Genomic DNA, 19,214 nt, shown 5'->3' with positions numbered 1-19,214 from the left:
CGTTGTCTCTGAAATCAACATTAATCCCATTATGTTGTGCCCACCACCTTCTTATGTTCGATCCGCATCTGACATGCCTGGCGGCGACAAACCACCTCGGCGGACGTTCTCCCGCCCGTTGCGCCAGCTATCGAATCGGCAGGAAGGCTGGAGACATGACGAGTTCAAAGACCCGAAGGAACGGGATCGCGCTGGCGGCAGTCTGCCTCGCGTCTCTGATGTTCGGGCTGGAGATTTCCAGCGTGCCGACGATCCTTCCCACTTTGGAGACAGTGCTCCACGCCGATTTCCAGCAACTCCAATGGATCATGAATGCCTATACGATCGCCGTTACGACCGTCCTGATGGCGACGGGAAGCCTGGCGGACCGGTATGGTCGAAAAGGCGTCTTCGTCGCCGGCATCATCGTCTTCGGCTTCGCTTCGCTCATTTGCGGCCTGTCCCAGGATGTTCTCGTCCTGATCCTCAGCCGGTTTCTGCAAGGCATGAGCGGCGGGGCGATGCTGATCTGTCAGGTTGCCGTCCTGTCACACCAGTTCAGGGAGGGGGCGGAACGCTCCAGGGCTTTCGCGGCCTGGGGGATCATCTTCGGAATCGGCCTCGGTTTCGGACCCATCATCGGCGCGGCCATCGTCGCGCTCTCCGACTGGCACTGGGTGTTCCTGATCCATGCCGTCATCGCGGTGGTGACCACGATCCTCGCCGGCGTTGGAGTTCGGGAATCCCGCGATCCGGATGCGAAGACCGTCGATCTGGCCGGCATCGTAACGCTGTCGGCATCCGTGTTCTGCGTCACCTTCTACATCACGCAAGGGCCTGACCTGGGCTTTTCCAGTCCGTTGGCACTGGCGATCATCGCGATCGCCGGCGTGAGCTTCGTCGCCTTCGTGCTGGCGGAGCAGCGCAACGCCCGTCCGATGTTCGACTTCTCGGTGCTGCGGATTCGAAATTTCTCGGGCGCCCTGCTGGGATCGATGGGCATGAACTTCAGCTTCTGGCCCTTCATGATCTATCTGCCGATCTTCTTCCGCAGCGCGCTCGGCTACGGAAATGTTGCCGCGGGCTTGGCGCTGCTGACTTACACCCTCCCGACGCTCGTGATCCCGCCGCTCGGCGAACGTCTGTTGCTGCGTTTCGGCGGCAGGATAGCCATCCCGACGGGGCTATTCGTCATCGGCCTCGGCTTCATGCTCATGAGGGCCGGCAGCGGGGTGGAACACCCCGGCTGGCTGACGTTGCTGCCGGGCTGCTTGCTTGCAGGCATCGGGCTCGGGCTGACCAATACGACGGTGACGAACACGACAACCGGGGCGGTGCCGAGTACGCGTGCGGGCATGGCATCGGGTATCGATATGAGCGCACGAATGATCTCGCTGGCGATCAACATCGCCTTGATGGGCTTCATCCTGGTCGCAGGCATCTCCTCGCGGCTGGCCCAATCTCTGCCCGGCGTGCTCGGCGCGACCCGTCTGCAACAACTCGCGGAGAGGATTGCGGGTGGGGCAATCGGCATGTCCGATTTTCCGGAACTGAATTCCCTGCCGTCGTCCGACCTCGCTTTCCAGGCGGCGCTGATGCACGGCTTTGGGCTGGTGATGCTCTACGGAGGCGTGTCCGTCTGGATCCTGGCGTTGTCGAGCTTTCTGGTCTTTGGCCGGGAGGCTCGCCTGCGCGGCTCATCGGCCGCCACGGGACGATGATCACCGCCGGAGCAGGTCATAACCTCGAGGAATGACAGTGCCGGATCATGTCATTCGACAGGTTCCAGCGGATGGCGTTATCTCGATTCGAACGGGAATTCGTTTTTCCAGACCGAATACGCTTCGATCATTTCGAGTAAGAGCCGTGTCCAATACAACCAAAGCCGACCTCGATGTCTTCCGCCAGGCGATGGCTTGCTTTGCAAGCGGCGTCACAGCCATAACGACGCGAGAGGCCGGACTGCCGTCGGGCTTGATCGCAACCTCGGTCTGCAGCCTGTCGACCGATCCCGCGACGATGCTCGTGTGCGTGAACAAGACGGCATCGGCGCACGACGTCATCCTGCGCACGAAAAAATTTGTGGTGAACCTGCTATCGGCAGACCAGGTGTCGGTCGCACGGCGCTTCGCGTCATCGCGCGGCGCGGACCGTTTCGACTCCGCACAGTGGGAAGAGGGCAGGACCGGGTTGCCCACGTTGATCGATGCAGTCGTCGTCTTCGATTGCTGCCTGATCGCGGTGCATGACGGCTTCACGCACAGCATCATGGTCGGCCAGGTTGCAGAGGCTGCTGTCAACGAGGGCCGCGCAACCAGCTGCCTCCTGTGGCATCGCCGCGACTTCGCCCGGAGCATGCTCCGGGCGAAGTAATCCTGCTTGTTGCCATTCTAGCCACCGTTTCGCCGGCTCACTGGCCGACGTCGCCCAAGCCAGACGGTGCGGCTGCGGCATGGCGATTGGTATTCGGCGGCAGGCCGAGGTTTTCCCGCAAGGTCGTGCCCTCGTATTCGGTGCGGAACGAGCCGCGGCGCTGAAGTTCCGGCACCACCAGATCGACGAAATCACTGACGCCGTGGGGCAGATGGGTGGGTGTGAGGTTGAAGCCGTCGGCGGCCTCCTCCGCAATCCACATCTCCATCACGTCCGCGATGTCCTCGGCTGTGCCGTGCAGCGCCAGCCCGCCGCTGCCGGCCGACTTGTGCTGGTAGAACTGGCGGATGGTCATGTTCTCGCGCTGGGCGAGGTGCCACATGTTGTAGGCGATGCTGCGCACGGGGGCGTCGACCGGTTCCGGCACCGGCCCGTCCAAGGGGTAGCCGGACAGATCGCCGAACGATTTGAAAAGGTTGGCCAGACCCACCATCGGGTCGATCAACTCCTGCAATTGATCGAACTTGGCCCGCGCCTCGGCCCGCGTGCGTCCGACGATGGTCGTGACGGCGGGCATCACCTTCAGCAGGTCCGTCGCCCGGCCGTACTTGGCCATGCGCGCCTTCAGTCCGGCATAATAAGCCTTGGCGCCGGCGAGGTCGACCTGGGCAGCATAGACGACGTCGGCGTTGGCCGCGGCGATCTCCTGACCCTGTTCGGCGGCGCCGGCCTGCACCAGGATCGGCCGCCCCTGCGGCGTGCGCGGGGCGCTGAGCGGCCCGCGCACCTGAAAATGCTTGCCGCGGTGATTGAGCACGTGAAGTTTGGCCGGGTCGTAGAATTGGCCCGAAGCCTTGTCGTGGATGAAGGCGTCGTCCTCCCAACTGTCCCACAAGCCGGTGACGACATCGACGAACTCCTTGGCGCGATCATAGCGCGTGTCGTAGTCGAGATGCTTCTCGCGGCTGAAATTCCAGGCTTCCTGCTCCGACCAGGAGGTGACGATGTTCCAGCCGGCACGGCCGCCGCTGATGTTGTCGAGCGAGGCGAACTTGCGGGCGATGTGGTACGGCTCGTTGTAGGTGGTGGAGGCCGTCGAAACCAGGCCGATATGGCTGGTCATCGGTGCCAATGCAGCGAGTAGCGTCAGCGGTTCCAGTTCCACGTTGCGGTTGGTGCGGGCGAGCGATCCGGGGGGATTGTCGTCGGCTCGAACGCCGATGCCGTCGGCGAAGAACACCATGTCGAACTTGCCGCGCTGGGCGATGAGGGCGCTGTTGAGAAAATATTTGAAATCCGTCGCACCGCCGGCGGGGACATCCGGATGGCGCCAGGCGGCGTCGTGATAGCCCAGATATCGCATGGACAGTCCGAGTTTCATTTGGCTCTTGCGCATCGCGCGGGCTCCTTCAGTAAGTATAACCGGCCTTTTCCATGTATTTGCGCGCCAGATCGAGGTCGTAGGCGATCGGCTGCAGCAGGTCATGGTCGTATTCCGGCGCCGACCAGGCCATCGGGACCGTGCCGGGAGCGCCGTAGCCGCCGGCGATTTCCTTGACGATCTGATCGCGCGGCATGGCGTGGCTGATGGCCTGGCGGATATAGGCCGCGGCTTCGGCCGCTCGCGACGGATCGCTTTTGCCGAGCGGGGTTTCGGTGCCGACGCCGAACACCGGGTGCTTGAGGTTGTAGCAGATGTGCTGCCATTTATAGGAATCGAAGGTCACCACCTTGCCCCAGCCCGCATCGATCGTGCTGACCACCGGGCCGATGTCGTACATCGGGTCATGCGCATCGATCTCGCCGGCCTTCAGCGCGCTTAATGCTGCGTCGGTACCATTGATGTTGACGATGTAGAAGGTCTTGACGTTGCCGGTATGCGGCTTCCAGTAGGCCTCGTTGCGCTTGTAGCCATAGGCCTTGCGCGACGGATCGAAGCCCGTGGGGATCCACGGGCCGGTGCCGACGGCGCCGTGCGCGGTGAAACTCTTGCCGTCCGAGGTCTTGACCGTGTAGCTGCCGATCCAGGTGTTGGCGGAATGGCTGCGCAGGGCTTCGGGCTTGATGTCCTTGTAGGCGTGCTCGGGCATGATCGCCAACGCGCCGAGGATGGTGTTGAGGAAATCGAGGCTGTAGGCGGGAAGATCGACGGTGATTTCGTACTTGCCGGTCACCTTGTAGGCGCTCGGGTCGCCGAATACGCGACTGCACGTGGCCTGCATCTGGGAGCTGTAGGCCTTGTTCAACATGGCGTCCCAAGTGAACTTCACATCCGCCGCGGTGAATTCTTCGCCCGAGTGCCATTTCACGCCCTGGCGCAGCGCCACCACCCAATGCTTGCCGTCGTCGGACATGGTGTGGCCGGTGGCGAGCGCGGGGATGAGCGTCTTGTCCTGCCAGCTGCGGTATTCGTAGAGGCGGTTGTAGGCGGGGCCGAAGATGTTCGATTCATGGTAGCTGATCGTGTACATCGGAATGAGCGAGCTGGGCGGCGGCCAGGAGGCGAAGGCCGCGGTCCCATCCGCCCCCGCGCCGTCGATCGTCCAATGCTCGGGCTGCGGATAGAAGGTCGGGTTGTAGGTGGTGGCGTCGAAGCCCGTGAGCTTCGGGTTCACCGCGATGACATCCTGCGGATAGAACAGAATGGTCATCGGCTGGATGTCGTACCAGCGCTTTTCAAAATCATGATAGGCCTGCAGCCGGTCTGAATCATGCAGGCTGTTGGCGACGGCGAGCAGCGATCGGTCGATCTCCTTGTCGCCGACGTAATAGAAATTCTGGCCGCTGGGCGGCATTTCCGTGCTGCCGAACAGCGTGTAGGGCGATGGTTCGATGGAGGGGTAGTAATAGCGCTCCAGATAGCTGTCCCAGCCGCCATCGACATGGGTCTTGCCCTCGCCGCCCGCCCGCCTCGGCGCGATCACGGTGAAGGGTACGAAGCTGGACACCACGTCGATGCCGATGCGCGACATCTGCGCCGCCGCCAGCGTGCCCCACACCATGCGGGCCGGTTGGCTGTTGGGGATCATCAGGTAGAGCTTGAAGAACGGCGTCGCTGCCCGGGCAGGGCCCGCCACGGCCGTGAGCGCGGTGGCGAGTGACGCCTGCAGAACGGTGCGGCGGCTGACAGTGCGTCTCGGCGAGGGTTCCGCGCTCATGGTCGAGCGTCCTTTCGATCAGGTTGGATTGTGGCAGGCGGCCTGGGTGCCCGTGCCCATCCGCTGCAATGTCGGATCCTGCTCGCGGCAGATCGGCAGGGCAGCGGCGCAGCGGGGGTGAAAGGGGCATCCGGACGGGCGGTTCATCGCGCTCGGCACTTCGCCGCGCAGATGCACGCGCCGATCGACGGCGCCGGGGCTCGGTACCGGAATGGCGCTGATCAGTGCGGCGGTATAGTGATGGCGCGGACGCGCGAAGATCTCGTCCACGGCACCGATCTCGACGATGCGGCCCAGATACATCACTGCCACGTGGGTGGAGATGAACCGCACCGAACTCAGATCGTGCGAGATGTAGACGTAGGCTACGCCGAGCCGGTCCTGCAGCGATGCCAGCAGGTTCAGGATCTGCGCGCGCACCGATATGTCCAGCGCCGACACGGGCTCGTCCAGCAGCACCACGTCCGGTTCCACCGCGAGGGCGCGTGCGATGCCGACCCGTTGGCGCTGTCCGCCGCTGAATTCGTGCGGATAGCGCACGCCGTTGCGGGGCTCCAGCCCTACGGTTTCCAGCAGGGCGGCGATGCGCCCGTCCCACTCGCGATCATCCTGCGGCGCGTGCGCCCGGTACGGCTCGCGCAGCGCCTCGTTGATGGTCCAGCGCGGGTTCAGCGACAGGTACGGATCCTGGAACACGTACTGCATCCGCCGGCGCACGGCCAGCATGGCGGCGCGGTCGGTGCCCGCCAGGATCGGGCGGACGTCGGTGCCGTCGAGACGGATTTCGCCGGCATCGGCTTGGACGAGATCGAGGATGCTGCGCGCCGTGGTGGTCTTGCCGCAGCCGCTCTCGCCGACCAGACCCAGCGTCTGGCCCGCCTGCAGCACGAAGGAAACGTCGTCCACCGCGCGCACGGTACGGGTCTGGCGCCGTCCGATCAGCCCGCGCCTTGTGATGGAGTAGTGCTTGCGCAGGCCGCGAATATCGAGCAGCGGGATCATGGCGTGGCTTCTCCCGGCGAGCCGCGGCGCAGGCAGCTGACGGTATGGCCGGGAGCCAGCAGATATTCGCGCGGCATCACGCGGCGGCATTCGGGCTCAGCTTCCGGGCAGCGATCGTGAAAGCGGCAGCCGGGCGGGGCGTGCAGCAGATCCGGCGGCCGTCCGGCGATGCTGGGCAGCACGCGCCGCGCGCCGCTGTAGCTGTGGTCCACCCGCGGCACGCTTTCCAGCAATGCTCTCGTATAGGGGTGCTGCGGCGCGTTGAAGATCGTGGCGGCATCGGCGGTCTCGCAGATGCGGCCGGCATACATCACCGTGATGCGGTCGGCCATGCGGGCCACCACCCCCATGTCGTGCGTGACCAGCACCATCGACATCGCCAGCCGCTGGCGCAGCTCGGCCAGCAGGTCCAGGATCTGCGCCTGGATGGTGACGTCGAGCGCCGTCGTGGGCTCGTCCGCCAGCAGCAGTGCCGGTTCGCACAGCAACGCCCGGGCGATGCCGACGCGCTGCTTCATGCCGCCACTCAGCTCGTGCGGATATTGCTTGAGCCGTGCCGCCGGATCGCTGATGCCCACCAGCGCCAGCAGCTCGGCCGCCCGGTCGAGTGCCGCCCGGTGCGAGGCGCCGGTATGCCAGCGCAGGATTTCGGTCAGCTGCTGGCCGATGCTGAGGATCGGATTGAGCGAGGTGGCGGGATTCTGGAAGATCATCGCCATCCGCCGGCCACGGATCTGCGCCAGCCGCTTGTCGGATTGTCGCAGCAGGTCTTCGCCCTCGAACAGCACCCGGCCGGCCACGATCCGTGCCGGCGGCGGTGCCAGGCGCAGCAGCGTCAGGCTGGAGATGGTCTTGCCGCTGCCGGATTCACCGACGATGCCCAGTGTCTGCCCGGCGCGGACCTGGAAATCGACGCCGTCGACCGCCCGTACCACGCCGTCGCGCGTGGGGAAATGCACCTTCAGGCCTTCGACCGCCAGCAGCGGTGCCGGCTGCCCCATCATCGGGGGCGCGGTTTCAGGAGCGGACACGAGGGTTGACTGCATCGGTGAGGCCATCTGCCAGAAGATTGAAACCGAGCACGGTCACGAAGATCGCGGAGCCGGGCACCAGGCATGCCCAGGGCGCCACCTTCAGAGCCTGGTAGTTGAAGAACAGCATCTGTCCCCAGGAAATCGATTTCGGGTCGCCGAACCCCAGGAAGCTCACCATCGCCTCGGCCAGGATCGCGCCGCCGATCCCCAACGCCACCAGCACGATCAGGGGCGGCAAGGCGTTGGGCAGGATGTGGCGGAACAGGATTTGCCGGCGCGTGGTGCCGATGCAGAGCGCCGCCTCGACGAACTCGGCATGGCGCAGCCGCAGAAATTCGGATCGCGCCATGCGCGCGATCGGTGGCCAGGAGAACAGGCCCAGCAGCAGGATGATGGTCATCAGGTTGAGGTTCGGTATGCGCTCCAGAGCGGTGCCGACGACCATGATGCCGAACAGCCGTACCACGGCCAGGATCACCACGAACACCGGCACGATCATGAAGAACTCGGCGCCGCGCATCAGCGCCTCGTCGGCGAGGCCGCCGAGGTAGCCGGCAATCCCGCCGACCAGCACGCCGATGATGGATGCGATGACCATCGCCCCCAGGCCTACCGCCAGTGCGGTGGGCGCACCGTAGATGCCGCGGCTCAGCACGTCGTAGCCGTTCTGGTCGGTGCCGAGCCAGTTGCGCAGACTGGGGGCCGCGTGTGCGGCGCCGCGCAGCATGGCGGACTGGTCGTTGGGATCGTAGGGTGCCAGGAACGGCCCGACGATCGCCGTCACCACCACCAAGGCGACCAGGACGAGGCCGATCATCCCGGCGCGGTTACGGCGGAAGCGGTGCCATGATTGCCGCCAGACGCCGGAGGGCGGATGCCGGGGCACGGCGGTATCGGCGAGAGGGGAGGAAGCGAGGCCGGTTTCCATGTCAGGCCAGCCGGATGCGCGGATCGATCGCCACATAGGCGATGTCGGTCAGCAAAGTGGCCAGCACGAGCATGACGGTGATGATCATCGTCTCTCCCATGATCACCGGATAGTCCAGTTGCTGGATGGCGGAGATGTAGAGCGCGCCGAGACCGGGCCAGGTGAACACCGTCTCGGTGACCGGCGCGGTGCCGAGCATCAGGCCGAACAGGGTGCCGAGGTAGGTCAGCTGCGGAATGAAGGCGTTGGGCAGGGCATGGTGCAGCACCACGCGCCGTGCCGGCAGTCCGGAGGCCCAGGCGGCGGTGATGTAGTCCTGGCGCAGCACGTCCACCAGCGAGGACCGCATCAGCAAGGTCAGGGTCGCGGTGTTGAACACGGTGAGCATCGCCACCGGCAGAACCATGTGCCGCAACCCGTCGATGACGACGCCGCTCGTGCCCAGGCTGCGGGTGGAATAGGCGCCGTAGGACGGCAGCACGCCCAGCCAGTACGAAAAGATCAGGATCAGCAGGATGCCGACCAGAAAGCCCGGCAGCGAATGGCCGAGCATGGCCGAAGAGACGATGCTGAAATCCGCCCAGCCGTGCTGGCGCATCGCCGCCACCACTCCAGCCGCGGTGGCGATCAGGGTGGACAGCAGGATGGCGGGCAGCTGGATCTTCAGCGTCTCCAGCCCCCATACCCGCAGCAAATCGCCGACCGGCTGGTTGTAGATGATGCTGGTGCCGAAATCGAAATGCAGGATCGCGGACAGCCACGACCAGTAACGGTCGATGAAGTTGCCATCGAGACCGTAGAACTTGCTGAGGGCGGCGACCGTCTCATCCGACAGACCCGGCGTTTCCGCCTGCAGGATCTGGATCGGGTTGCCGATGGCATTGATCAGCGCGAACAGAATGAGGCTGACGCCCAGGATCAGCACGGCGGAAAACGCCAGGCGGCGCAGGATAAAGCGGAAAGTACCCATCTATGGCGCCTTCCCGATCGTTCCGGCGCCGATGACGATCACGGCGGTCTGCATGCGCGTCCTCCTCTCGCTGAAAGATCAGGCTAGACGTTGACCGGCAGAAGGTCGAAGTCGTAATTCTGCGGCATATATTCCTGGAGGTTATGCATGCGACGCCATCTGAGCCTGCGCCAAGTCGAGGCCTTCAAAGCCGTGATCGAGCATGGGACCATCAGCCGGGCAGCGGCCGCCCTGCATGTGTCGCAGCCGGCGATGAGCAAGATGATCGCGAGCCTCGAGTCGGATGCCGACCTCGAGCTGTTCGACAGGGTAAAGGGCCGCCTCGCGCCCACTCAGCGGGGGATGCGCCTCTACGACGAGATCGACCGCATCTTCGCCGGCGTGCAGCAGGTCGAGAACGCGGTCGACGCAATCCGACGCGAGGACCAGGGGCGGATCGCGATCGGAGTGATGCCCGCTTTGTCCGGCAGCTTCGTGCAGCAGGTGACGAAGGGGTTCCTGGAGCGACACCCACAAGCCTTCTGCGTCGTGGAGAGTAGAAGTTCGCCACGGCTCGCGGAATGGCTGGTGACCCGTAAGCTGGATGTCGGCCTGGTCGAGCCGGGCGTCGACAACCCCTATCTGGTGAGCGAGCCGCTGATGGAACATCCGCTGGTCTGCATCATGCCGGCCGGTCATGCCCTCGCCGCCAAGAGCCTCGTTCGTCCGGCCGACCTGGACGGGCTGCCCTTCGTGTCATTCACCCCCGAAGGCTTCACCGGTCAGCGCGTTACCGAGATGTTCGCGGAGTACAGGGTTCGTCTCAATGTCGTGCTGGTGGCGAGCATGGCATCGACGCTCTGCGAGTTCGTCGCGACCGGGCACGGCATTTCCCTGGTGCATCCGGTGATGGTGAAGGCATTCGGCGAACGGCTCGTCGCCCGCCGCTTCGAGCCTGCCATCCCGCTCAACTTCCGGATCTGCCGCAGCAGGGACGGTCGCAACGCCCGTCTGGTCGACGATTTCGTGGCGGTGGCGCACGAGACGGCCCGTCGCGTTCTGACGGATGTCGATGGGGACGGCCCCGGAGGGCTGCGATAGCGGACAACTCACCGGCACGGCGTGCCATGGTGGCGTCTTCGTTCTTCACTCGTGCAGCAGGCCGGTCGTCACTCCCCGCTTCGTCCAGATCGAGACCGTGAAGGGCATATTCTCCGAGGTTATGATCGAGCCCCGGACGGCGGGAAATTACCGATCTGCCGGACGGCGGAAACTGCGGGGATCAGGGTTGCCCCGGCATCCGTGGCAGCGCTCCCTCGGGTGGGTGCCGAGCCTGACGCGCCCTGTTCAGGCGCCGGCAATAATGAGTTCGACGCTGTTCCGCCTCAGATTCTCCGACAGTGCCGACGGCGGTGCGCGATCGGTGACCAGGGCCGCCAGCGCATCGGCCGGGACGATGCGCGCCACCGCGGCGCGCTCGAATTTGCCAGCGTCGCACAATGCCAAGGTCTGACGAGCGCGTGCGACGGCGGTGCGCTTCACGGCGATCTTCTCCAGGTCGAAATCCATGGGTGCGCCATCCCCGTCCCAGCCGGACAGACCGATCAATGCCAGATCGAAGCGTAGGTCCCGCAGGAGCGCGGTCGTGGCGTCGCCCACCAGCGAGCCATCGGCGCCCCGCAAGGTGCCGCCGGTCACCACGACCTCGATCCCGGCGCGACCGGCCAAGTGCATGGCGGACGCGAGACTGTTGGTGAAGACGCGTAGAGCCTGATGTCCGGCCAGGACCCGCGCCGCAGCCTCTACCGTCGTGCCGACGTCCAGGAACACGGTTGCCCCATTCGGCACTCTCGCTGCCGCCGCTGCGCCGATGGCGTCCTTGGCGCCGACCGCCAAGCCCTGTTTTTGCGCATAGCCCAGCCGAACGGTGCCCTCGAGCGCGCCGGCGCCGCCGTGAAAGCGCTGCAGCAGCCCGCGCTCATCCAGGCGGATGATGTCGCGCCGCACGGTCTGGGCCGAGACCTCGAACCGCTCGGCAAGCGCCTCGACGGTCGCGAAACCCTGGGCCTGGACGATTCCCAGCAACGCCGCCTGCCGCTCGTTGAGGAGCTCGACCTCATCATTTGATGGCTTTTCATTTATGGTCATGAGCGTTATCTTACATCAAACTACAAGAATCTGGTCAATCTGAAAGAATCTGTGTCATAAAATGATCATATCTCCATGATATGGCTGTTTTCCGACACAAGCCAGGTAGAGGGAGAGGCGGGCATGCGCTGGATCATGGCGCTCTATCTGACGTATCTGGCAGCGCCCATCGTCCTGCTACTGGTCGGCTCGTTCGGCGAGAGCTGGACGAACAGTCTGCTGCCGAGCGGCATTACCGACCGCTGGTATCTGGAGATCTGGGCCGACGGCACCTTCCGCCGCGCCTTCTCGACCAGCCTTATCGTCTGCGCCGCGACCTGCGTCGCCTCCGTCCTCATCGCCGTGCCCTTCGCCTATGCGATCCATCGTGCCGCCAGCCGCAAGGTCCGCGCCGCCGTGCGCCTGCTCTATCTGTTGCCGGTCGCCGCGCCGCCCCTGGTGCTGGGCTTCGGCTTCATCCTGGTGTTCTCATCCGAGGACCTTCCGTTCCTGGGCGCCTCCTGGCTGCTGATCGCCGGCCATGTCGTGCTGGCGCTGCCCTATCTGATGCAGGTGCTGGTCGCCGACATCCGGCACCTGGACCTCGACACGTTGGAAGCGGCTGCGGAATCGCTCGGAGCCGGCTTCGCCGCCCGCTTCTTCCACATCGTGCTGCCGTCGCTGCGCCACAGCCTGGTCGCCGGCGTGATCATGGTCGCGGCCTTTTCGATCGGCGAGTTTCAGCTGACCAACCTCATTGCGGGCTTCCTCACGCGCACCTATCCGGTCGTGCTGCTGCAGGCGTTCTATGGTGCCACCGGCTTCGCCTGCGCCGGCACGATGGTGCTGCTGGTCTTGGCGGTCCTGGGCGCTACCGGCTCGGCCGTCGCCGGACGGGTGGCGGCCGCATGAGCATCGCGGTCGAAACTCTCTCCTACCGTTATGGCCCGGGTGCCGGCGGCATCGACGGCATTTCGCTCACGATCGGGCCGGGCGAATTCTGCGCGGTCATCGGTCCTTCCGGCTGCGGCAAGTCGACCCTGCTGAAGCTGATCGCAGGCTTCCTCGAGCCCGCCTCGGGCACGATCCATTTGGCCGGCGAGCCGATGGCCGGGCGGCCGCCGCGTGCCCGCGATCTGGGCGTGGTGTTCCAGAACTACGCCTTGTTCCCGCACATGAGTGCCATCGACAATGTCGCCTATCCGCTGAAGCTGCGCGGCACGGCCAAGGCGGAGCGCCGGCGGCTGGCCGGCGAGGCGCTGGAGCGGGCCGGCCTCGGCGGTTTCGGCGCCCGGCTACCGGCGGCGCTGTCCGGCGGCCAGCAGCAGCGGGTGGCGCTCGCCCGTGCGCTGGTGTTCAAGCCACGCGCGCTGCTGCTCGACGAGCCGCTGTCGGCGCTCGATGCTGCACATCGTGCCGCCATGCGCGACGAGATCCGTGCCGTACAGCGCGCGAACAATATCGCCACCCTGCACGTGACCCACGACCAGGAAGAGGCGCTGTCGATTGCCGACAAGGTCGCCGTGCTGCGCGACGGCCGGTTGCTGCAGGTCGCAACGCCGGCAGAGCTCTACGACCGTCCGGCCGACCGGTTCGTCGCCGGATTCGTCGGTGCCGCGAACCTGTTCGACGGCATCGTGCGCGGCGATCGGGTCGAAACCGCGATCGGTCTCCTCGCCTGCGACACGCGGAACCATGCCGATGGCGCGCGCGTCACCGCTTGCTTTCGGCCGGAGGCGTTCAAGCGCGAGGCCCTCGGGCCGAACCAGTTCGCCGGCGAGGTCGCCCGGGACCGGTTCCTGGGCTCGATGCGCCGGCTCGATTTCGCCGTCCCGGGCGGCACGCTGCTGGCCGAAACCGCCTGGCGCGGCGAGGTCGCAGTATTGTCCCTGCCCCCCGAGGCGATCCGCCTCATCCCATCCGCCTGACCCTGGTTTTACGGAGTACCTGGCATGAAGCGTTTGATCCTTGCCGCCGCCGTCCTGATCTCGATACCGACGATCTCGATCCCGGCCCTCGCCCAGACCGTGACGGACCTGCCCGAGCTCTATGGCGGTGAGAAGACGCTCTATGATGCGGCCCAGAAGGAGGGCATCGTCGTTTCGTTCGACACCGGACCGACCTGGGCAAACTGGGCCGCGGAGTTCGCCGCGTTCAAGAAGCGCTATCCGAACGTCGAGATCACCTACAACGACATCGGCTCGGGCGCGACGGTCGTAGCACTCGACAAGGCGCGCAACCGGCCGCAGGCCGACACGGCCTATTACTTCGCGGCCTCCGCCTACGATGCGATCAAGAAGGACGTGGTCGCCCCGTTCAAGCCGGTGAATTTCGAGAAGCTGCCGGACGTGTTCCGCGATCCGGACGGCAAGTGGTTCACCATCCACACGCTGACCATCGCCTTTCTGGTCAACAAGAAGCTGGTCAAGAATGTGCCGCACGGCTGGGCCGATCTGTTGAAGCCGGAATACAAGGGCGACGTGGTCTATCTGGATCCGCGCTCGACGGGCGTCGGCCAGGTCATGAGCTTCGCCGCCAACTTCGGCGCGGGCGGCGACATGAACAACCTCGCACCCGGCTTCGATTATTTCGCGAAGCTGCACAAGGCCGGCAACGTGCTGCGCGTCGAGGGCACCACGCCCTACGCCAAGTTCGTCAAGGGCGAGATTCCGATCTGGATCTCCTACGAGAACGACGGCTTGAAAGCGAAATATGCCGACGGTATGGGCGATGACGTCGAGGTGGTGATCCCGAGCGAGGCGTCGGTCGCGGCCCCCTACGGCATCAGCCTGGTCAAGAACGATCCGAACCCGAACGCCGCCAAGCTGTGGCTCAACTTCATCATGACCGACATGGGCCAGGGCATCTTCGCCCAGGGCTATGTCCGGCCGTCGGTGCCGGGCGTGCAACTGGCACCCGACGTGGCGGCCAAGCTGCCGCCGGCACCCCAGGTGAAGCCGCTCGACGTCGCCGCGGCGGCGGCGAAGAAGGCCGAGGTCGATGCCGGCTGGGCCAAGGCGGCGCTCGGCCAGTGAAGCGGCCGACCCGATGAGACTGACCGAAACGCGCGGGCGCCTGCTGGCCCTGGCTTCGCCGGGGCTGGTGGTGCTCGCATTATTCTTCCTGCTGCCCTTGGGTGCGGTGCTGATCGAGGCGACGCGCGAGGGTGCCGTCGCCCGCTTCTTCGCCGACGGTGGGTTGCTGGACGCGCTCTGGCGCTCGGTGCTGCTGGGCATCGCCGCCGCCATGGTGGCGGTCGTGGTGGCCGTACCGGTGGCGCTCTACATGGCGCGCATGGCGCCGCGTACCCGGGCGCTGATCCAGGTCTTGGTGGCCCTGCCGCTCACCTTCTCCGGCCTGATCGTCGCCTACGGCTTCATCCTGGTGCTGGGGCGCGCCGGGTTCGTGACCCTGCTGCTGGCTCGGCTCGGCGCCGATCCGGCTGTGGTCGCCTCGTTCCTTTACGGGCCGGCCGGGCTGGTGCTGGCCTATGTGTATTACCTCTCGCCACGGGTCGTGCTGGTGCTGCTGCCGGTGCTGGTCAATTTCGACGAACGGCAGTTGCAGGCGGCGCAGTCGCTGGGCGCCGGCCGGTTCCGGGCGCTCGCGGACATCCTGGCGCCCCAGGTCGCGCCGACCGTGTTCGGGGCCTTCTGCCTGGTCTGGGCCGTCGCCGTCGGCACCTATGGGACGGCGCTGGCCCTGGTCGGGACCCAGATCAACATCCTGCCGCTCCGGCTCTACGGTATGGTCTCCGACGCCGGCACGGATTTCGCGCTGGCCGCGGCGACCTCGCTCGTGCTGCTCGTCGTCTGCTCGCTCATCATGACCGTCGCCGAGATCGCGTCGGCCCGTACCGAGGATCGCCATGTTCGTCCTTGACCGCCCACGCAGCATCCTGTTCCACGACGGCCGCGCCTACATGCCGGCAACCCGCAACTGGCAAGCGGCATCGTTGCCGGCTGAAGCGGAACCGGCCGATCCGATCCAGGCGCTCCAGTGGCTGCAGCGCGAGAGCGGCCATCCGCTGAAGGCCCCGATCGGCATCATCGGCCCGAACGAGGCGACGGCGGAGCAAGTTGCGATCGCGGCCGAGGCCGGGGCCATCGTCGGCCAAATGGGCCTGGCCGTGCTGTGCGGCGGCCGGCAGGGTGTCATGGAGGGGGCGGCGCGCGGGGCAGCTGCTGTCGGCGGCATCGCCATCGGATTGCTGCCGCACGGTGATCCGACCCAGGCCAATCGGTTCGTCACCGTCGCGATCGCGACCGGCATCGGCGAGGCGCGCAATGCCGTCATCGCCCAGGCCGGCGCCTGTCTGATCGCGGTTGGCGACAGCCATGGCACCTTGTCGGAAGTTGCACTCGGCCTTCGCCTCGGCAAACGCGTCTTCGGTCTCGCCGGTGCCGCCCGCGTCGATGGCGTGGTGCATCTGGCCACGCCGGAGGAGTTGCCGGCGGCGCTCGCGCGGGAGCTTTTGAAGATTTAGGCAGGCACCCTCCGCTCCGACGACCGCTCGCCGCGTCTGGCGTTGATGACGCGGAGTGCTGCCTGGGTCCCATCAGGCCGTCCCGGAGCTGCCTACCCGTCGTGCTTCAGCACCAGCATCTTCTCCTGGGCCATTTCCTGCATGGTCCAGGGAATGCCGCCGACGCCATAGCCGGATTGGCGGCGACCCGCGAACGGCATCCAGTCGGTGCGGAACGCGGTGTGGTCGTTGATCATGACCGCGGCGGCGTCGAGGCGCCGGGCGGCGCGGAGGGCGGGGCCGATCTCGCTCGAGAACACGCTTGCCTGGAAGGCGACCGGCAGGGAATTGGCGATGTCGATCGCCTGGTCGAGCTCGCGAAACCCGTAGACGCAGGTCAGCGGGCCGAAGACTTCGAGCTGCGAGACCTTGGCGTCGCCCGGCGGCTCGAGCAGGATCGCCGGCTTGAGCGTCGTCGGGGACAGGCGGCCGCCGCCGATCAGTCGCCCGCCGCCGGCCACCGCCTCTTCGATCCAGGACGCCACGCGATCCGCCTCGCGCGGCAGGATCAACGGCCCGACCTCCGTTTCCGGCAGCAGCGGATCGCCGACGTGCAAGGCCGCGACCCGGGCCGACAGCCGATCGACGAATTCCGCCTTGATGTTCTCATGGACGAAGATGCGCTGGACGGAAACGCAGACCTGTCCGGCATGGTAGTAGCCGCCCTTCACGATCGGCTCGATGATCGACTGAAGGTGCGCGCTGCGATCGACGATCACGGGTGCCGCCCCGCCATGCTCAAGCGCGCAGCGGGCGCCGGGGGCGAGCTTGCTGCGGAGCGACCAGCCGACCCGGGCGGAGCCGATGAAGCTGAGGAACGCGATGCGCGGATCGGTCGCGAGCCGTTCCGCCAACGCGTTGTCCCCGGTGATCAGGGTCTGGCACCAGCCGTCGGGCAGGCCGGCCTCGTGCAGCAGCGCCACGAGTTCCAGGCAGCATAGCGGGGTCGGTGCCGCCGGCTTTACGATCACCGGGCAGCCGACGGCGATCGCCGGGGCCACCTGGTGGATGATCAGGTTGAGCGGGTGATTGAACGCCGAGATGGCGGCCACGATCCCGATCGGTTCCTTGGTCGTGAAGGCCCACCGCCCATCGCTTGCCGGTGTCAGGCCCATCGGGATCTCGCGCCCGGCGAAATTGCGCAGCTCTTCCGCGGCATCGCGCAGGCCGTCCACGGCACGGGCCGCTTCGACCCGCGCATCGGTGAGCGGCTTGCCGCCCTCTTGCGCGATGAGCTTGGCGAACACCTGCTGCCGCTGCTCCAGCAGGCCGGCGGCGCGCTGCAGGATGGCGCCGCGCTGATGGGGCTTCAGCCACGCGTCGCGCGTCCGCAGCGTCCGGGCGGCGGTTGCAAGCTTGGCCTCGAGCGCCTTGGCATCGTCGGTCGGGATTTCCCTGACGAGGGCGCGGTCGAAAGCCTGCACGACCTGATACCGGTCAGACATGGTCATCCTCCGGGGTCACGGGCAGCCGCTGCTGCAGCTCGTCGACGAGGACCCGCTTGTTTTCCGAATAATCGATCGGCACGACGACGAGATGGACGCCCCCGCCGGTGAAGGCCGCCTCGAGCGCCGGCCGCAACTCTCCGATCGCGGTCACCCGCGTTCCCTTGGCGCCATAAGCTTCGGCATATTTCACGAAGTCCGGGTTGTCGAAGGTCATGCCGAAGTCGGCGAAACCGTCGACCGCCTGCTTCCAGCGGATCATGCCGTAGGCATGGTCCTCGATGACCAGCACGACCAGGTCGAGCTTCAGCCGGACGGCCGTCTCCAGCTCCTGGCTGTTCATCATGAAGCCGCCGTCGCCGCACACCGCCATGACACGGCGCCCGGGATGGAGCAATGCCGCCATAATCGCCGAGGGCAGGCCGGCGCCCATGGTGGCGAGCGCATTGTCGAGCAGCAGCGTGTTGGCGACCTGGGTGCGGTAGTTGCGGGCGAACCAGATCTTATACATGCCGTTGTCGAGGGCGAGGATCCCGTCCGGGGGCATGACTTGGCGGATGTCGTGGACGAGGCGCTGCGGCGTCGGCCGGTCTTCGGTCGCCCGCGCGGCGATCCGGCTGAGGATGCCGTCGCGCAGCGGCAGCAGGGCCTGGGCATGGGGTATCCGGCCCGCCACCCGGTCGGCGAGGAGCCGGAGCGACGGGCCCAGGTCGCCGATGACCTCGGTCTGCGGGAAATAGACCTGCTCGACGCTCGCCGGCTGATAGCCGATGTGCACGACTTGGGGGCCTTTCGCCCCCATGATGAACGGCGGCTTCTCGATCGTGTCGTGGCCGATGGTGATGATCAGGTCGGCCCGCTCGATCGCCTCGTGCACGTAATCGCGCTCGGACAGCGCCGCCGTGCCCATGTAGAGCTCGGTGCCGCCCGGCACCGTGCCTTTGCCCATCTGCGTCGTGAAATAGGGGATGCGCGACCGTACGACGAACTGGGCGAGGTCTGAACTCGAGCGCGGCCGCGATGCCGCCGCACCCAGCATGACCAGCGGCCGTTCCGCTCTCATGATGAGTTCCGCCGCACGGTCGAGGGCGGCGTCGCTCGCCAGCGGAATCTCGACCGGGTGGGGCGGGATCATGCCGGGGTTGGCGGTTTCGGCGGCCGCGATGTCTTCCGGCAGTTCCAGGTGAACCGGCCCCGGACGCTCCTGCCCGGCGATGCGGAACGCCTCGCGTACGATGGTCGGTATCGTGGCGGGCGAGACGATCTGGCGGGACAGCTTGGTCAGCGGCTTCATCACCGCGAGCATGTCGACGATCTGGAACTGCGCCTGCCGCGACGACAGGATGCCCTTCTGGCCGGTGATCATGATCATCGGCATGGCGCCCAGCAGCGCATAGGCCGCCGCGGTCGTGAGGTTGAGCGCGCCAGGTCCCAGTGTGGTCAGGCACACGCCGGGCCGGCCCGTCAGCCTGCCGTAGGTCGCGGCCATGAAGGCGGCGGCCTGTTCGTGCCGTGTCAGGACGAGTTCGATCGAAGATTTGCTCAGCGCCTCGACGACGTCCAGGTTCTCTTCGCCCGGGATGCCGAAGATGCGATCCACCCCCTCGTTCTCAAGGGCCGCAACCAGCAGGTCAGCGCCTTTCGGCATGACGATCTCCTCATGTGCATGGTGCCGCGTGGATCGCGGCCAAAGG

General features: G+C 66.2%; 17 protein-coding genes. 8 read left to right on the top strand and 9 right to left on the bottom strand.

The window, feature by feature from the left end; all coding sequences use genetic code 11:
• The first annotated feature begins 155 nt into the window (after positions 1-155).
• Positions 156-1,700 carry an MFS transporter gene (locus tag VGV37_RS09445; protein WP_326879413.1) on the top strand — a complete coding sequence of 515 codons (1,545 nt, stop codon included), beginning with the start codon at positions 156-158 and terminating at the stop codon, positions 1,698-1,700.
• 145 nt (positions 1,701-1,845) lie between these two features.
• Positions 1,846-2,352, top strand: coding sequence for a flavin reductase family protein (locus VGV37_RS09440; RefSeq protein WP_326879412.1), 507 nt, complete (start codon positions 1,846-1,848; stop codon positions 2,350-2,352).
• A 37-nt stretch (positions 2,353-2,389) separates the two neighbouring features.
• On the opposite strand, the gene VGV37_RS09435 is transcribed toward VGV37_RS09440, so the two are convergent.
• From VGV37_RS09435 to VGV37_RS09410, 6 genes are read right to left on the bottom strand one after another with little or no spacing between them, the layout of a single operon-like run.
• Positions 2,390-3,748, bottom strand: a complete 1,359-nt coding sequence (locus tag VGV37_RS09435; RefSeq protein ID WP_326879411.1) for an LLM class flavin-dependent oxidoreductase — start codon at positions 3,746-3,748, stop codon at positions 2,390-2,392.
• 13 nt (positions 3,749-3,761) lie between these two features.
• Entirely contained in the window at positions 3,762-5,510 is a 1,749-nt protein-coding gene (locus tag VGV37_RS09430; protein ID WP_326879410.1) for an ABC transporter substrate-binding protein, read from the bottom strand.
• 18 nt (positions 5,511-5,528) lie between these two features.
• Entirely contained in the window at positions 5,529-6,512 is a 984-nt protein-coding gene (locus tag VGV37_RS09425; RefSeq protein ID WP_326879409.1) for an oligopeptide/dipeptide ABC transporter ATP-binding protein, read from the bottom strand.
• The gene (locus VGV37_RS09420) at positions 6,509-7,558 is read right to left on the bottom strand and encodes an ABC transporter ATP-binding protein (RefSeq protein WP_326879408.1); all 1,050 of its coding nucleotides are present in this window, start codon (positions 7,556-7,558) and stop codon (positions 6,509-6,511) included. Before VGV37_RS09420 ends, VGV37_RS09425 begins: the two co-directional genes overlap by 4 nt.
• A complete protein-coding gene (locus tag VGV37_RS09415) occupies positions 7,530-8,474 on the bottom strand; it encodes an ABC transporter permease (RefSeq protein ID WP_326879407.1) in 945 nt (314 codons plus the stop codon). The genes VGV37_RS09420 and VGV37_RS09415 overlap by 29 nt, the downstream gene beginning before the upstream one ends.
• Position 8,475: 1 nt before the next feature.
• Positions 8,476-9,444 (bottom strand): ABC transporter permease, encoded by a 969-nt coding sequence (locus VGV37_RS09410; RefSeq protein WP_326879406.1) that lies wholly within the window; start codon positions 9,442-9,444, stop codon positions 8,476-8,478.
• Between the two features lie 147 nt (positions 9,445-9,591).
• Between VGV37_RS09410 and VGV37_RS09405 the strand changes: the two genes are divergently transcribed.
• Positions 9,592-10,524 (top strand): LysR substrate-binding domain-containing protein, encoded by a 933-nt coding sequence (locus VGV37_RS09405; protein ID WP_326879405.1) that lies wholly within the window; start codon positions 9,592-9,594, stop codon positions 10,522-10,524.
• Positions 10,525-10,770: 246 nt separating this feature from the next.
• Here VGV37_RS09405 and VGV37_RS09400 read toward each other — a convergent pair whose 3' ends face one another.
• The gene (locus tag VGV37_RS09400; protein ID WP_326879404.1) at positions 10,771-11,571 is read right to left on the bottom strand and encodes a DeoR/GlpR family DNA-binding transcription regulator; all 801 of its coding nucleotides are present in this window, start codon (positions 11,569-11,571) and stop codon (positions 10,771-10,773) included.
• 123 nt (positions 11,572-11,694) lie between these two features.
• On the opposite strand from VGV37_RS09400, the gene VGV37_RS09395 reads away from it, so the two are divergent.
• The 5 genes from VGV37_RS09395 to VGV37_RS09375 are packed head-to-tail and all read left to right on the top strand — an operon-like array spanning position 11,695 to position 16,036.
• The gene (locus VGV37_RS09395; protein ID WP_326879403.1) at positions 11,695-12,462 is read left to right on the top strand and encodes an ABC transporter permease; all 768 of its coding nucleotides are present in this window, start codon (positions 11,695-11,697) and stop codon (positions 12,460-12,462) included.
• Entirely contained in the window at positions 12,459-13,478 is a 1,020-nt protein-coding gene (locus VGV37_RS09390) for an ABC transporter ATP-binding protein (RefSeq protein ID WP_326879402.1), read from the top strand. The genes VGV37_RS09395 and VGV37_RS09390 overlap by 4 nt, the downstream gene beginning before the upstream one ends.
• A 24-nt stretch (positions 13,479-13,502) precedes the next feature.
• Positions 13,503-14,585 (top strand): extracellular solute-binding protein, encoded by a 1,083-nt coding sequence (locus VGV37_RS09385; protein WP_326879401.1) that lies wholly within the window; start codon positions 13,503-13,505, stop codon positions 14,583-14,585.
• A 13-nt stretch (positions 14,586-14,598) separates the two neighbouring features.
• Complete coding sequence (locus VGV37_RS09380) at positions 14,599-15,432, top strand: ABC transporter permease (protein ID WP_326879400.1); 834 nt, start codon at positions 14,599-14,601, stop codon at positions 15,430-15,432.
• Positions 15,419-16,036 carry a hypothetical protein gene (locus tag VGV37_RS09375; RefSeq protein WP_326879399.1) on the top strand — a complete coding sequence of 206 codons (618 nt, stop codon included), beginning with the start codon at positions 15,419-15,421 and terminating at the stop codon, positions 16,034-16,036. The genes VGV37_RS09380 and VGV37_RS09375 overlap by 14 nt, the downstream gene beginning before the upstream one ends.
• 92 nt (positions 16,037-16,128) lie before the next feature.
• Here the strand turns inward: VGV37_RS09375 and VGV37_RS09370 are convergent, their stop codons facing one another.
• On the bottom strand, positions 16,129-17,520 hold the full coding sequence (locus VGV37_RS09370; RefSeq protein WP_326879398.1) for an aldehyde dehydrogenase family protein: 1,392 nt from the start codon (positions 17,518-17,520) through the stop codon (positions 16,129-16,131).
• Positions 17,513-19,168 (bottom strand): acetolactate synthase large subunit, encoded by a 1,656-nt coding sequence (locus VGV37_RS09365; protein WP_326879397.1) that lies wholly within the window; start codon positions 19,166-19,168, stop codon positions 17,513-17,515. Before VGV37_RS09365 ends, VGV37_RS09370 begins: the two co-directional genes overlap by 8 nt.
• Positions 19,169-19,214: the final 46 nt, after the last annotated feature.

This window comes from Aliidongia sp., from assembly GCF_035943795.1.
Lineage (GTDB): Bacteria > Pseudomonadota > Alphaproteobacteria > ATCC43930 > CGMCC-115725 > Aliidongia.
The sequence above is the reverse complement of the archived record's forward strand: the minus strand, read 5'-3'. Positions and strand labels throughout refer to the sequence as shown.